The sequence below is a fragment of the Marinobacter sp. genome (assembly GCF_041686475.1).
Lineage (GTDB): Bacteria > Pseudomonadota > Gammaproteobacteria > Pseudomonadales > Oleiphilaceae > Marinobacter.
This window is the reverse complement of record NZ_JAWLDU010000023.1, coordinates 1-15,049: the sequence shown is the minus strand read 5'-3', so window position 1 is coordinate 15,049 and position 15,049 is coordinate 1. Positions and strand designations below refer to the sequence as shown.

Here is a 15,049-nt window from a genome sequence, read left to right as displayed (position 1 = left end):
TTTGATGAACAGGGCAGCAACAGCCTGGAAAGTGTCTCACTTGTGCTCCCGGGCCCCGTGGTGACCCGGTTCAGAGAACATGCCCTGGCGGCTTTGCAGCCTGTGCTTGGCCGGGCAAGCGCCGTGCACCGGGAAAAGTACAAAGCAATGGAGGCAGCGCTCGCGCCAGGCGCCAGAATCAAGCCCTTTACAGCCAGTGCGTCGGACGTCGCGAAAAAGATTGTCAGGGCTGCAGAAGCGGGACGTCCCAAGCCTCGATATCTGGTTACACCCCAGACCTACGCTGCCGAATTTATCACCCGGTTTATTCCCCGGTCGATCCAGAGAATCATCTTGATGGTTTGAATTCGTTGTTTCGTTAAATCATGATTCGAGGTTTCACTGCACCTGTTCTATGGGAGTCAACACTTCGTTCCTCCTCATAAACCACGGCATGAACGGAGCGTTATAACGGGCCCATATCGGCGCTCCAGTTGCTCTATACCCCTTTTCATCAATCCACCTTTCCAGCCTGGATTTGTTCTTTTGGTAACCTGATTCACTCCAAAACCCGGAATATCGTATGGCCGCCATGGTCTGCTCCGGCACAGAACGTAAAGCGATCCGTTCGTCGTTGGGTTTCGGTATGCTGTCCATCGTAAGCGAACTGGGCATCATGAAACTGACTACCCATTTACCATCAACCCGGGCTTGCCCTACTGGTGCCGTCATGTCGATTTCCTGACCCTCAGCCACCTGGCCAACGGGCGCGGTCATGGCGATTTCCTGCTGGGATTGGTTATTGCCGGAAATGTATTTAAACAAACGACCAAAAGCTTCACTGCCCGCGTCTTCAAATTCCGTATCGACGACGGTCTCTGCAACAATCTGCGGCTCATACTGACGTACTTCCAGATTCTCCTCCTTCAGGAGTACTGTGTATTCCGCTTCTTCTGTCGCCATGGTGGTTGCCGATAAGAACATTGAACACAGTGCGATGACTAACGCCGCCTTCCGCGAAAGCGCCTCAGAAAGCACGTTCATAAGCCACTCCAGTAATATGCTTTGTCAGGGCCAAACTATCCTTAGGCTACCACGGACACTGTTAAAAAGAGGCTAAACCACGATTCGTTGCATCAATCCGCCCGCCAAGAATCTCCCGGGCCTCGAGAATGACATAGTCTTCGCTTGGCCAATGAGCGCCTTTGGAGCGCCCATAAGTAACGAGCTTATTGGCAAGCAGGTTGTCGTCACACAACGACAGGATATCCGAGCGGTCTATCCGGTCTGGAGTTGCTGTAAGTCTCAGGAGACATTGCGGCACAAAAACTCAAAGTCCTATGATAGATGGGCGCTGCCAAATTGTGAAATTCATCGACAACGATATATTCAATTTGAATTACTGGTCTCAGGCCAACACCGCAACAAACTCTCCAACGACTCTCAAGTCGTTAAGATCATCGTCTTCAATCACGATATCTTGATAACCATGAGCGCTAGTGACCGGCATCAAGATGACTTTTTCGTTAACGAGTTCATCGCCGGACATCGTTTTTTTACTGCGATACAGTTTGACGGTAAGGCAACTGCCGTTATCAGGGTCTTCAATAGCCCGATGCTGCACTAAGACTATCTTGCCATTTCGCGTTCCTCCCGGGTGCGCGTTAAAGAGGCACCAAGCGCCATTGGGTATGCGCTTATTCATCGATTCGCCAACAATCTGCGCAACAAACTGACCCGGCCTGGTGGCAAAATGTTCCGGCAGATTTACCCACTGAACCTCTTCGGCAGGCAACTGGAATTCACTAAATTCGCCAGCTGCTGCCTGCAGGTCGTATAGAGGCACAAAACCGTCATAAGGGGTTGCTGATTTGTAATCGACCACCTCATACGGAACTGGCTGGGCAGACACTTCATCCGTATGTTCAGTGATCTGGGTTTCGGCAAAGCTACGAAAATGCTCTCTGGTTTCTGCATCTGAAGAGTAGACGTAACATCCTTTCATACCTCGGGTCATCAGGGTGCGATAAGTGTTCTTGATGATCATGTCAGCATCTGCGAGGGCGCTCTCTCGATCCTCTTTCAGCCTTTTTTTGTATCCACGAACAGACCGATCCGATTTTGAGCGCGCGCCAGCGTTTGTAACCGCAACGCCATCCCGGATTAAAAAATCATCTCCGATAATCACGCCTACGTAGTCGAGCTCCAGTCCCTGGCAGGTATGGATACAGCCAATCTCACTTATCGAATCCGGAGCGATGAGCCATTTGGCGCCGTGCTTGTCCAGATTCCATCTTGCCCTGAAATCATGCTCAGGGAGTTCAATATCAAAACTGCCTGGATCCTTCTTGCTCTTCCAGTCCCAGCAATATCCGGCTACCAGCCGTGCCTTGTTGGCGCGGCGATTTCTCTGCTCAATAACGTTTCGCAGCTCGTTCGGATCATCAAAAACCCGAAAATCATAGTCGATGCCATCCAGCGTTGTATTTGCGGTTTCCCTGACCTGAAGAACATGATCAACCCACGCCAGATAACCGTCAGAACCATTGCAACGGAATTGGGAACTCAATTCGAGGACAGTTATCTCTGAACCCAATTGCTTCGCAAAATACCGAATCTCTTCCACCGTGCCGATATCCGAGAGCGTGACGCGCTGATCTTCATCAATAAAGAAGATCGAGGTTCGGGCGCTGGTTATCAGCTCTTTTATCTGGTTCTCCCCCAGGTTCCCGTAAAGGCCAGATTTTTCGTTTAACCTGTGGGCCTCATCAACGACCAGCAAATCAAAGAAGTTATTCTCGGTGTCGGTATAGCCCCCAGAACCGCGAAACAGGTTATCGATGTGGGTTTTGCGCATAGTACCTGTCAGGAGTGCCTTGAAAACTTCCCGGGGTGCGGCGTTCTTGCTGACAAACTGGGTCAGCATCTCCCTATTGGTTGCTTCAACGATAAGGTTAATTGCAACAACCGATTTACCCGTACCCGGTCCACCCTTCACGATGAACGTCTGTTTTGGAGTTTCGCGCCCTCTTTCCGCCAGCTCCAGCGCGGTCTCGTAAACAAGTTTCTGCTCATCCAGCAGAATGAATTCCCTATTCCCACGAAGCATTGAGGCAAGGGCGTCAGCAAGCCCTTTTGACGGTTTGATTACACCATGTTCAATTCGATACATGATGTTGTCGCTGTCGCCATACCGGATATTTCGCCTGAGAAAATCCGACAACTTTTTAGCATCGCTTGAAATATAAACCGGCGCTCTTTCGGTGTGCTCAGAATAGCGAGAATCGTTAATGGCCAGACCACTATCCATATTGTGCAGATAGGCGCACGGCTGAAGGCCGATGCGTTCTTCCCGGACCGTTTCGTTATAGTCCTCGATCAGGGCTGAATATGACCAGGCCTGGTAGGAAGGATGGTTTACTTCGCGGATAGACCCGTTCAGGAACGTTCTGACAATTGCGTCTTTGTCCGTAATCTCTGCTTCGGACCACTGTTTCAGCTCAACGATTTGAACCTCACGTGTTCAACAAATTCCGCCTTGGAAGCCGAATAGACGATCACAAATAACCCCTACAACTCGTTATATTTATTGGACCTGCCTTTAGCTTTGGCAACAGGGTATTTGAGGGCATTTACCTCGATTTTTCGGGCCGATTCTTCGGCAATATCGACGCCCAGAGAATCTGCCAGGAGAATAAGGTACAACTGGATGTCCGCGATTTCGTCTTTCACTGCTGCTAGCCGCTTTTCATTGAGGTTCTTCGAATCATTCTCACTGAGCCACTGGAATTGTTCTGACAACTCACCCGCCTCACCACAAAGAGCCATGGTCAGGTTTTTCGGTGAGTGGAACTGGCGCCAATCGCGCTCTTCAGCGAATTTCTTCAGTTTCAAGCGCAATTCTTCCAGCGAATCCATTTACGTCAAACTCCCGTTCTGATGACACAACCGTTTGTCCTCAATTTAGTCGCACATTAACCAAATTCGAATGCCCCGGTCCACATAATCCATAATGAACATGTCGACTGGTTGCATCAAAAAAATAAAGTACATATCTTCGAGCTGCTTGTCGCTGGATACCAGAATGAGCAGGATTGATTCTTTCAGAAACTGCTACTAGACGTGCGGGTCTACGCCGGGCTCAACCGGCACGCTGCATACTTGAACTCCGGAATCTTCCCGAACGGGTCCAGCGCCGGATTGGTGAGCACGTTGGCGGCCGCCTCCACAAAGGCGAAGGGTATGAACACCATGCCCTCGGGCATGGACTGATCGACGCGTGCCGTCAAGGTGATGCTTCCGCGCCGGGTGACAACGTCGATAGCATCACCAGCTTCGATGCCCAGGCGCGCCAACTCCGCCGGTGCCAGGTAGGCCGCAGCTTCTGGCTCCCGCTCATCCAGTACCCGACTGCGACGGGTCATGGCGCCTGTGTGCCAGTGTTCAAGCAGTCGACCGGTTGTTAGCACGATGGGATAGGCCTCATCCACCGGCTCATCCGGCGGCAGTAGCCGGGTTGGCGAGAACCTGGCCCGGCCCCCGGCACGTGGAAAAGCATCCGAGAAGACAACGTCCTGTCCTGGGGCGTCGTCGGCGGGACACGGATAGGTCACCGATCCTTCGCGTTCCAGTCGGGACCAGGAGATATGATCGAGTGAATGCATGCCCTGCTTCATTTCTGCAAACACCTGCTCGGGGCCGGCATAGTTCCAGCCCAGCCCGAAACCCCGGGCGATTTCCTGGATAATCCACCAGTCGGGCTTTGCCTCCCCCGGGGGCGGCAGCGCGGCACGGCCCATTTGCACCTGACGGTTGGTGTTGGTAACGGTGCCGGTTTTTTCCGACCAGGCGGCGGCAGGCAGGATAACGTCGGCAAACTGGGCGGTCTCGGTGGCGAACAGGTCCTGCACCACCAGGTGCTCCAGGGCACCGAGCGCGGCCCGGGCGTGGGTCAGATCCGGGTCAGACATCGCGGGGTTCTCACCGAGGATATACATGCCCTTGATTGTCCCCGCCGTGATGGCATCCATGATCTCCACCACGGTGAGGCCGGGCTCCGGGTCAAGTTCGGTGCTCCAGAGCTCTTCGAAAGCGGCGCGCAGCTGGGCGTCTCCCACTGGTTGGTAGTCAGGCAATACCATGGGGATCAGGCCGGCGTCGGATGCGCCCTGCACGTTGTTTTGCCCGCGCAAAGGATGGAGCCCGGTGCCGGCCCGGCCGGTGTGGCCGCAGGTAAGAGCCATGGAAATAAGGCAGCGGGCGTTGTCGGTGCCGTGCACGTGCTGGGAAATGCCCATGCCCCAGAAGATCATCGCTCTGTCGGCGTCCGCGTAGGCTCGGGCCACTTCGCGAATGACCTCTGGCTCAACGCCGCAGAGCGGGCTCATCACCTCCGGTGTCATATCTGCAACACTGGCTGCCAGTGCCTCGAAGCCCTCGGTGTGGGCATCAATGTAGGCCCGGTCAAAGAGGCCTTCGCTGAGAATCACATTGAGCATGGCGTTAAACAGTGACACGTCGCCACCCGGCGAGAAACGCAGGCTGCGCCACGCATAAGCATCCAGCGCCTGGCCCCGTGGATCGATGATGACCAGTCTGGTGCCGTTTCGTGCCGCCTGCTTGAAGTAGGTCGCGGCCACCGGGTGGTTCACCGCCGGGTTGCAGCCGGTGAGGATCACCACGTCGGCCTCGAGCGCCTGCATGAAGGAAGCGGTGACTGCGCCAGAGCCCAGACACTCCATCAGCGCCGCGACGGAGCTGGCGTGGCAAAGGCGCGTGCAGTGGTCAACGTGGTTGGAGCCGAAACCGGTGCGCACCAGCTTCTGGAACAGCCAGGCTTCTTCGTTGGAGCACTTGGCGCTGCCGAAGCCGGCCAGCGCATCCGGCCCGTGTTGCGCTTTCAGTTGGGTCAGGCCGCCTGTTGCAAGATTCAGGGCTTCTTCCCAGCTTGCCTCTCGAAAATGGGTTAGCGGATTGGCCGGCTCAAAGTCAGGGTCGAGCCCCTTGGGTACGCCTTCCCGACGAATCAGCGGCCGGGTGAGCCGTGCCGGGTGCGAGGGATAATCGAAGCCGTAACGCCCCTTCACACAGAGCCGGCCCTGGTTTGAGGGCCCATCCCTACCTTCAACATAAAGGATACGCCCGCCCTGCTCTCCGGCCTCAGAACGCTCGTCTTTCACGTGGTAAGTCAGTTGGCAACCCACCCCACAGTAGGGGCAAACAGAGTCAACGGTGCGATCGGCCGTGTCGGAATCTCCGCGGCCCTCGGCGTCGATGAGGGTCGCGGGCATCAGTGCACCGGTCGGGCAGGCCTGCACACACTCGCCGCAGGCAACGCAGGTGCTGTCTCCCATGGGGTCATCGAAATCGAACACCACCTTGGACGCGGCGCCACGGTGCGCCAGGCCGATGACATCGTTGCCCTGCACTTCGCGGCAGGCGCGCTCGCACAAGCCGCAGGTGATGCAGGCGTCCAGATTAACGTTCATGGCAGAGTGACTGGCGTCATGGCCCCGGGCGTGGGCCAGCGAATCCGGCCGCGGGGCAACGTGGTGAACCGTGGGTTCGTTGCGCTCAGAACGGGCCGGAAGCCGTTGGCGCACGGCACTCGCATCGATGGCCAGTTGGTCCGCCGTATGCCAAAGGTGGCTGGAACGGTCCGGGCTTTGCGATTGCTCGGGCTGGTCGGCCAGCAGCAATTCCAGCACCGCTCGGCGGGCGTCCTGGGCACGGGCGGAGGCTGCGCTTCGCACCACCATGCCGGGCGCGGCCTCGCGGATGCAGCTGGCGGCGAGCACCCGCTCGCCCTCCACTTCCACCATGCAGGCGCGGCAATTGCCATCCGCGCGGTATCCCGGGACGTCTTTAAAGCAAAGATGCGGGATGGTCTCGCCGGCGCGCTTGGCGACCTGCCACAGGGTTTCACCGGCGAAGGCCTGAACTTCTGCGTCGTCCAGTGTCAGGGTAAAGCTTGTGGTTGCATCACTCATGGCTGCCTCCCCTAACCTTTTGCTATAAGGTTGCTGTTGGCGAGTTCGCTGCGGAAGTCCCGTAGCAGACTCAGTACCGGATTCGGTGCAGCCTGGCCCAGACCGCAAATGGACGCATCCGCCATCACTCTGGCCAGTTGCTGGAGCGTGTCCTCATCCCAGGTGTCGCGCTCAAGCAGCGTGAGCATTTTCTCGGTGCCCACACGGCAGGGCGTGCACTGCCCGCAGGACTCATCGGCGAAGAAGCCCAGGAGGTTGGAAGCCGCGTCGGCCAAATTGTCCTGATCCGACAGAACGATCACAGCTGCCGAGCCGATAAAGCAGCCGTGCTCCTGCAGGGTGTCGAAGTCCAGGGGTATGTCGGCTTTGCTGGCTGGCAGTATGCCGCCGGAGGCCCCGCCGGGCAGGTAGGCCAGGAGGCGATGCCCTTCCGCCATGCCGCCGCAGTATTCCTCGATCAACTCATAGAGGGTGACGCCCGCGGGGGCGACGTGCACCCCGGGCCGCGCAACCCGCCCGGAGACCGAGAAGCTGCGAAGGCCGCGACGACCATGCCGCCCCTGGCTGGCGAACCATTCGGCGCCCCGGGCGTGGATGCGCGGAATCCAGTAAACCGTCTCGACGTTATTCACCAGGGTGGGCTGACCAAAGAGCCCTTTCTGGGCAACGAACGGCGGGCGATGGCGTGGCTTGCCGGGCTTGCCCTCCAGGGACTCGATCAGCGCAGATTCCTCGCCGCAGATATAGGCCCCGGCGCCACGGCGCAGGATAATAAACCCCGGCTTGACGATTTCCGCCGCTTCCAGCTCGGCAATGGCTTCGGTCAGCACTCTGTGCAGCCCGGGATACTCGTCCCGGAGGTAAATATATAGAGCCTTCGCCTCAACCGCCCAGGCGCTAATCAAAGCACCCTCCAGGAATACGTGGGGTTCACGTTCCAGGTAATAGCGATCTTTGAAAGTGCCAGGTTCACCTTCGTCGGCGTTGATCACCGCGTAGCGCGGCCTCGGCTCAGCCCGCACGGCCTGCCATTTGCGGAAGGTGGGGAATCCGGCGCCGCCGAGGCCGCGAAGCCCGGCATCCTCGAGTTCGTTCGCCAGCGATTCGAAGCTCACCCGCCCTTCACGGCAATCGGTTAGCAATTGATAACCACCGGCCGAACGATAGTCTGACAGACGCGGCCACGAGACCTCCTCTGGCTGAACCTGCCACTGCTCTACCGCGGCCTCAACATTCCGGGCGGTGGCATTCAGCACATGATGATGCCCGACCGCTACCACGGGCGCCGTTTCGCAGCGCCCCATGCAGGGCGCGCGCAGGACTCTTACCGTTTCGGGATCAGCCCCATCAGACAGCGCTTGATGCAGCGCCTCCGCTCCGGCCAAACGACAGGAGAGCGAATCACACACCCGCAGAGTCATCTCGGGCGGTGGCGTTTGCTCGTCGTGAATAACGTCGAAATGGGCGTAAAAGGTAGCCGTTTCATAAATGGTGGCCATTGGCAGATTCATGAAGGAGGCCAGGGCACGGAGGTGGGGCATGGAAAGATAACCGAAGTCATCCTGCACGGCATGCAGGTGCTCGATCAGACGATCACGGTCACGCAACGACGAATCAATACGTTCGTCACCGATCAGGTCCCGCAGCTCCGACAGCAAAGCCGGTTCGAGTTGCCGGCCCCGAAGCGCAGAGCGCCGGCGTTTGACCACTTTTTGTTCTGTGCTCATTGTTTTTGTCCAGGCCTCAAGGTAGCAAAGGCAGCCTGGCTGGCTGGCCTGACCACTTGGCATTCATTGAAGCATATTCGGACGGATTGCCGCCAGCAGCCTGTCGGACTTGCACCGGACTACGTCGTTTTTAGTTGGCCTTTTTATCTGGCTCCCGGCTCTGACAGTTACAATACGGCTCAAAGGCGGCCATGAAACGGAAGCTATGCGTCATCATTATGGTTGATCAAGCCGACGAAGCGGCCGAGGACAACGATCAGATTTGTGCCGGAACAGAGAGTTTCTGAGTGAGTTAGATTAAACCGAAAAATCCCCAACAGACCTGATTGCTATGGAACTCCCACTAAGAGTACGCTCATTGTGTACACGAATAGGGTGAGATTCATGCAAACGATCAATGTTCGAGAAACCCGGGAAAAGCTCTCCAATCTTTTGGACGCTGTGGCCGCAGGAGAAGAAGTTGTGATTCTGCGCCACGGTAAACCTGCCGCGCGCCTGACCTCAGCCCTGCCCGAAAAGATTCAGTTTCCAAACCGTTCGGAACTCAGGGCATCTCTGCCACCCCTCCGGGAAAGCTCTGCCCATGCGGTGCGGGAACTCAGAGATGAAGAGCGCTATTAATGTTGTACTTCGATACCAGCGCCGTTCTCCCCTACTACAGAAAAGAGCACGCTAGCGAGCCACTGGATTGGCACAAGGAAGACAAGTTTGAGAAAGTTGCACGCACTTCACTTGGCATGCGCAGAACATCACCAGGCTCAACTAATCAGTGAGGATGAAGCGTTGGTAAACGCGGCAGTTTTCTTTGGCATAGACGCCCGCCTTGCGTCAAAGGGCGACTGATCACCATGGCTAGCCCAAAACACCTCACTCGAACACTTTTTGAGCAATGGGAAACTGTCGAGGCACTGGTTCGGGCCACCCGGGAGATGCCGGCGTTCTCCGAGGAGCAGGTTCTTGCTGCCATTCGCCAGGCCCAACCGGCCCTGGACGACGTTCAAGTCAGGGAGGCGCTACGGAGGCTTTTGGCAAGTGGCGTACTGGAGGTTCAAAGTCGCTCTGAAAGCTTCGTGGTCAACGCCCATGTACTTGAGTTTGTCCGTGGCCTGACGCATGAACATGAACTGGGACTGTCTTCAGTCATTCAGGCGCGCATCGAAGCGATTCGTGGCGCGACAGAGACCCTCACCGCAGGTATCGAAGCCGGAGATACCGGCCAGCAGACCCAGGCCATTAACCGACTATCTACCCTGTTCAGAGATATTGCCCGCCAACTCGAGCAGGACCGCCACGCGATTGCCGAGCTGGCCGAGCAGGCAAAATCGGCGGACACCCGGGCGCCTATCGCAAAACGCTACAAGTCTGTCCTCGACGCCTACGATCAGTATGTTGAACCGATGAACGAGATGATGGATTCCGGGCCTTCCGGCATTTTCTACCACCACCTTGCCGCAGCGGAAGACGCCCTCGACCTCGGCTACAATCGCCTGGTTATCAAAGGCGCACTTTATAGTCACCTCAACCGTCTCAGGCACGTTGGTTATCAGGCCAAAGAACTGCGCCGACTGGGGCGAGTCACCGCTCAGCAATGTGCGGATCTTCTGTTGCCTCTGCGAGAAGAAGCACGCCAGCACAATAATTTATCCTCGGCTATTAGCAGGCTGCTCGGCCAGGTTCGCAAAAAAGGGCTCAACCGCACCTTTCGCAGACGCCAGGATCAGCCCTGGCTGCCGGTATGGCGGGTGAATCAGAGCCGCAATGTGTCGGTGGGCGACGAGGTGAAAACAATTATGGCCGAGGCCAGGCAGTTTGAGCCGGATAATCAAAACTTTCCGGACGAAGTGGATGCTGCTCCGGTGACCATTGCTGAATGGATTGACGAAGACCAGCTCCGGCAAAAATTATTAAAGGACCTCCCGGTCAGCAACCTGCTGGAGTGGCTGAAGCTTCACTACCCCTCCCTACCTGACCAGGTTCTTCTGCGGCTGTACCATGATCTGGCACGTGAGGATCAATGGGAGTTGGAGCTGGACGCGCAGTCCACAACATCTAACCTTTCCCGGGTTTCAGTGCATTACTGGCCCTACCGTCTGACACAACCGGTGAATGAAACTAGTGAGTAATACCAGCCAATTCCAGCAAATTGCCAACAACCTGCCAAACCTGGCCCTGCTTTTTCGTTGGTTTAACCGGGGCCGGCACCTCAACCGGATTGCGGAACCGGTGTTATGGGAAGAGCTTGAACGCAACCTCGACGACTATGTGGCCATTTTTACCGCACTTGGTTTTGAGCTTCGCCTTGATGGCCGGGGCTTCGCCTGGTTCCATCAGGACGACGGAAGCAGCAATACCAACAAAGCCACCCGGCAACTGGCCCTGTTGTTCATGGTCATCTTTGATACTCAAGCGGATGCCGGCATTCCGCTGATGAAATTCGAGTATTGGCGAATCGATCAAACCCTGCTGACAACGGTTTTCGAGCAACACCAGGACCTGCTGGAGGCCGAAGAGCTGGATATATCCGGCCTATTGGGCCTGATGAGAACCGCAGAAAACTTCGGCTTTGCCCGTTACGATAGCGGAGCCTGGCAGCTGTTGCCGGCTGTGTGTCGTTACCTGGACCATTACGAAGAACTGGCCAGCCAGGTGGATCAGGATGAAGATGTGTCCTGGGCAGGCGATCAGGACGACGAGGATAATTCCCTATGAGTTCCGATTACGGATTCCAGCAGCTGGTACTTCTCAACAGCGCCGGCTATGAGCGCGCTGAGCTCCCTCTGGATGAGTCAGTTTCTCTCATTGCCCCCAACAATACTGGTAAGACCAGCCTGATTAATGCCCTGCAATACCTGCTGATTATCGACAAACGGCACCTGGATTTTGGTGCCCACGACAAAGACAAAGCCAGACGTTTCTACTTCCCATCCAACAGCAGTTATATTCTGCTGGAAGTCACTTTGCCTGAATCGGGCTCTGTGGTGCTTGGCTGTGTGGGCAAGGGTTTCAGTCATGACTACACATATTTTGCCTATCGGGGCCCTCTGCATATCGAGGAGTACAGGCTGGACAATGGCAAGCTGGTGACGCAGCCACAGCTGCTGGAGCAGCTGGCTTACCACGGGCGGACGGCCAATTTCTACTCATCGACTGAGTTTGCCGAAATGGTCTACGGCGGTGCCCGTAGGCGGGCACAGACCAGCTCCGAATTTACCGTTTTCCGGCTGGAGAACCGCAAGGATGCCAACGCCTACCGTCAGGTTCTCACCCGGACCCTGCGCCTGGACAAACTCAGTTCCGGCGAAGTAAAACACCATCTGCTGCAGATCTTCAGCCGCCAGCTGCCGGACTCAGTGGTGGATTTCAAACAGGAATGGGACAAGGCCTTCGCTGAGGTGAACCAGGACCGGGAACAATATCGGGCAGCCCATAACCAGCAAACCCTGATCGACGAGCTGGAGCGGCAACAGGACGAGCGACTCGCCACCAGAGGCCGAATCGTTGCCCGACGACCGCTCATCGACGATGGCCTGCAACGCTGGCAAAATCATTACCAGACACAAAGCGAAAGCCTCGATCATCAGCATAGGAACCTGCAAAAGCAGGAAGAGGAATTGCTTCAGAGGGACAGGGATCAAACCCGTCGCCATAGTGAGCTCAATCAGCAGCTGGCGACATTGAAGAAGAATGAGCAGCGCCGTGACGAACTGGAGAACCGGTTCACTCTGATCCACGATCGCAGCCAGCTCGAGCAGCAACTTGCCAGCGCTACCGAAGAACGCGACCGTCAGATCGCCCTGCTCGCCAATGCCCATGGACAGTCTGCTGCCGCCACTAACCATCAGCTCCGGCGCGAGGAACAGGAGCTTTCGGCACTCCGTAAGGAACAGGAAACGCTGTCGGACAACCTTTACCTCACGCTCAAACAACACCTCTCCGAAGACCAGCTCAGTGCTCTCAACCGGGGGCTCAACCGGGAACTGCTTACCCTGCCCCCGGGAGACTATCAACTGGATTCCGGCCAGCTTCGACAATGGCTGAAGGACATGTCCGCCCACCGGTTTGAACTTCCCGGGCTAAATCTCTCTGTTGAACATCAGGCACCGCAGCATCAACAGCGATCAGGCGACGAGATTGCTCAACTGATTAATGACTGCCAGAACCGGCTCCGGCAATTGCAGGAACAGCGGTCAGCCACCCGGGAAATGGACACCCAGAAGAAGCGTAAGGCAGAACTGGAGCAGGAAGTAAAAAGCCTGGAAAAAGATCTGGAACAGTTTGACGAGCTGACTCATCTTCAGAATTCACGCCCGGATAGCTTAAAAGAAATGGCAGCAGCCAGGGAGGAGCTGGCCGAGATTGATCAAGCCCAGAGACAGGCCAGCACACAGCAGCAAACGCTGAGGGATCAGATTCAGGAACTGGCCAAAAACAGACAGACCCTGGACACTGCTCACCAGGAAATAGATCGCATCCGCCAGAACCGTGGCGACACCGACGAACAGTTCAACTGGCTGGCTGACCTACCCCATACCCCCTGGGTAGGCGAACCCGAGTTGGCGCTCGACCAATTGGCGCAAACGCTGCGTGACTATCAGAGGGACTGTTATCAATTGAAGGAGCTAGACCGGGATCTGCACCACCGGCGCATCACCCTGCACACCTGTGGCCTGACCAAATTTCAGTATGCCCCGAACCCGGAAGAGGAAATCCGGTTGATGGTGGAGTTCCGCCATCACCTGGCCCGAGAGGCAGAAGCACTGGAAAAGAAAGCCCGTAGCGCCGTGGTCACTGTGACGGCCAGCCTAAGGGATCTTCGCGGCAACCTGCAGTCATTCGAAAATGCCATGCATGAGTTTAACCGGCTGATCAGCCGCAGGAAACTGTCGGACCTCAAGGTATTCCGAATTCAGCCGGTTCAAGAGAGTCATCTGGTGGAAGCCATCGACCTTTTAATCCAGACGGCAGAAAAAGTGGAGTCCGGTGAATCCTTCGAGCTATTCAATCAGTCCAGCGTACTGGACGACAGTCAGCTGGACAAAGCCCGCCAGTTACTGATCGACGAAGGTAGCGCTCGCCACGGGCTGAAGGTTGCCGATTTGTTTCGTCTCACCTTCGAACTGGGCAAAGAGAACCAGGCCATCGAAAGCTTTGATGACATCGACAGCGCAGCCTCCAACGGCACCGTGCTGATGGCCAAGCTGGTCACCGGGCTGGCCATGCTGCACCTGATGCAGGACAAGACCCGCAATGTCCAGGCGTTGTGCTACCTGGATGAAGCCCTGGCGCTGGATGCCGCCAACCAGAGAAGCCTGATCAAAACAGCGTCCGAATTCGGTTTTGCACTAATGTTCGCTTCGCCCTCACCGTTGATTACCGCCCATTACTGCGTACCTATCCAACAGATGAGTAACGGCAAGAACCATATAAGCCGCAAGCACTGGCAGATTCTGCAGCCGCTTGAAGCTGTCGAGACATGAGTTTCCATCAATGAACAGATCGCTCAGAGAAGCATTGATCAAACTTGAGGATTCCGGCGGAGAATGCCTTGGTTCACGGTTCACCCCCTCACAAAAACGGGTGCTTGATGAGTTCCTGCTCAGAACAGCCTGCGTAACCAAGATGCGCCAGGGCAATGGCACCGTCTATCGGGTCAGCAACTCGACAGTCTTTTTGCACAACCTTCGTGAGTTAAGGCCTGGTGATGAATCAGGCAATCAGGCGCTGCCAGTTCGGGCACAAAACCTCGCGTTTACCCGGTCCACAAAAGGTCGAAAGAAATCGCATGTGGCTTCTTACCATTTATTGAAAGCAACAACTGCGGGCGTAACCTGGAATTGTGATGGTGAGTCACTCGACCTGTGGCAACTGACATCTCTCGCCGGCGCCCTCGCCATCGATATCAGCCAGGTGGAAACTTCCCTGGTCACAGACAGTCCATTGTGGCTAGTGGAAAATCAGGGCCTGCTGGACGATACCAGCTGGGTGCCCGAGGGCCTGCACGGATCTATACTTTATTATCAGGGCCAGGTTAGCGAACGGCTGGTCGAGTGGTTGTGCGGAAAAAAACGAAGTCCACGGATTCTTTTCTTTCCAGACTATGATGGCGTCGGTCTCGAGAACTATGCCCGCCTGCGTATAGCGCTAGGTGAAGACATCGAACTCTGGCTAATGCCTGACTGGAAACGCAAATTGGAGCGCTATGGCAATTCTGAGGTATGGCGAAATAACCTTAAATATGTTGCCAATGCCGAGGAAAGTTTAAATTTGGATCAGGAACCGGATGAGGTGCTGGGGCTTATTGAGGCCCTTAAGCTGAGCGGTAAGGCGTTAGAGCAAGAGGCCGCCTTTCTAGAA

Annotated in this window: 10 protein-coding genes and 1 pseudogene; 6 read left to right on the top strand and 5 right to left on the bottom strand. The window is 56.1% G+C overall.

What is annotated here, in order from left to right:
- A pseudogene (locus ACESMB_RS07415) lies at nucleotides 1–345 on the top strand (short-chain dehydrogenase); the annotation flags it as partial.
- A 33-nt stretch (nucleotides 346–378) separates the two neighbouring features.
- Here ACESMB_RS07415 and ACESMB_RS07410 read toward each other — a convergent pair.
- From ACESMB_RS07410 to ACESMB_RS07390, 5 genes are all read right to left on the bottom strand, one after another.
- Complete coding sequence (locus ACESMB_RS07410; protein WP_372971221.1) at nucleotides 379–1,023, bottom strand: SOUL family heme-binding protein; 645 nt, start codon at nucleotides 1,021–1,023, stop codon at nucleotides 379–381.
- A gap of 364 nt (nucleotides 1,024–1,387) precedes the next feature.
- Nucleotides 1,388–3,289, bottom strand: a complete 1,902-nt coding sequence (locus ACESMB_RS07405; RefSeq protein ID WP_372971220.1) for a DNA/RNA helicase domain-containing protein — start codon at nucleotides 3,287–3,289, stop codon at nucleotides 1,388–1,390.
- Nucleotides 3,290–3,549: 260 nt separating this feature from the next.
- Nucleotides 3,550–3,897, bottom strand: a complete 348-nt coding sequence (locus ACESMB_RS07400; RefSeq protein ID WP_372971219.1) for a nucleotide pyrophosphohydrolase — start codon at nucleotides 3,895–3,897, stop codon at nucleotides 3,550–3,552.
- Nucleotides 3,898–4,109: 212 nt separating this feature from the next.
- On the bottom strand, nucleotides 4,110–6,968 hold the full coding sequence (gene fdhF, locus ACESMB_RS07395; protein WP_372971218.1) for a formate dehydrogenase subunit alpha: 2,859 nt from the start codon (nucleotides 6,966–6,968) through the stop codon (nucleotides 4,110–4,112).
- An 11-nt stretch (nucleotides 6,969–6,979) separates the two neighbouring features.
- Nucleotides 6,980–8,695, bottom strand: coding sequence for an NADH-ubiquinone oxidoreductase-F iron-sulfur binding region domain-containing protein (locus tag ACESMB_RS07390; protein WP_372971217.1), 1,716 nt, complete (start codon nucleotides 8,693–8,695; stop codon nucleotides 6,980–6,982).
- Nucleotides 8,696–9,079: 384 nt separating this feature from the next.
- Here ACESMB_RS07390 and ACESMB_RS07385 point away from each other — a divergent pair, with 384 nt between their 5' ends.
- From ACESMB_RS07385 to ACESMB_RS07365, 5 genes are all read left to right on the top strand, one after another.
- A complete protein-coding gene (locus ACESMB_RS07385; RefSeq protein ID WP_372971216.1) occupies nucleotides 9,080–9,316 on the top strand; it encodes a type II toxin-antitoxin system Phd/YefM family antitoxin in 237 nt (78 codons plus the stop codon).
- 227 nt (nucleotides 9,317–9,543) lie between these two features.
- The gene (locus tag ACESMB_RS07380; protein WP_372927434.1) at nucleotides 9,544–10,818 is read left to right on the top strand and encodes a hypothetical protein; all 1,275 of its coding nucleotides are present in this window, start codon (nucleotides 9,544–9,546) and stop codon (nucleotides 10,816–10,818) included.
- Nucleotides 10,811–11,404, top strand: coding sequence for a condensin complex protein MksE (locus ACESMB_RS07375; RefSeq protein ID WP_372971215.1), 594 nt, complete (start codon nucleotides 10,811–10,813; stop codon nucleotides 11,402–11,404). The genes ACESMB_RS07380 and ACESMB_RS07375 overlap by 8 nt, the downstream gene beginning before the upstream one ends.
- Nucleotides 11,401–14,172, top strand: coding sequence for a hypothetical protein (locus ACESMB_RS07370; RefSeq protein WP_372971214.1), 2,772 nt, complete (start codon nucleotides 11,401–11,403; stop codon nucleotides 14,170–14,172). Before ACESMB_RS07375 ends, ACESMB_RS07370 begins: the two co-directional genes overlap by 4 nt.
- Before the next feature lie 10 nt (nucleotides 14,173–14,182).
- Nucleotides 14,183–15,049 (top strand): hypothetical protein (locus tag ACESMB_RS07365; protein WP_372971213.1); only part of this gene is annotated, 867 nt, incomplete at its 3' end.

Bases quoted from the DNA above. Each gene is read 5' to 3' on its own strand.
- ACESMB_RS07410 (WP_372971221.1), bottom strand. From the start codon at position 1,023: ATGAACGTGCTTTCTGAGGCGCTTTCGCGGAAGGCGGCGTTAGTCATC.
- ACESMB_RS07405 (WP_372971220.1), bottom strand. From the start codon at position 3,289: ATGGATAGTGGTCTGGCCATTAACGATTCTCGCTATTCTGAGCACACC.
- ACESMB_RS07400 (WP_372971219.1), bottom strand. From the start codon at position 3,897: ATGGATTCGCTGGAAGAATTGCGCTTGAAACTGAAGAAATTCGCTGAA.
- fdhF (WP_372971218.1), bottom strand. From the start codon at position 6,968: ATGAGTGATGCAACCACAAGCTTTACCCTGACACTGGACGACGCAGAA.
- ACESMB_RS07390 (WP_372971217.1), bottom strand. From the start codon at position 8,695: ATGAGCACAGAACAAAAAGTGGTCAAACGCCGGCGCTCTGCGCTTCGG.
- ACESMB_RS07385 (WP_372971216.1), top strand. From the start codon at position 9,080: ATGCAAACGATCAATGTTCGAGAAACCCGGGAAAAGCTCTCCAATCTT.
- ACESMB_RS07380 (WP_372927434.1), top strand. From the start codon at position 9,544: ATGGCTAGCCCAAAACACCTCACTCGAACACTTTTTGAGCAATGGGAA.
- ACESMB_RS07370 (WP_372971214.1), top strand. From the start codon at position 11,401: ATGAGTTCCGATTACGGATTCCAGCAGCTGGTACTTCTCAACAGCGCC.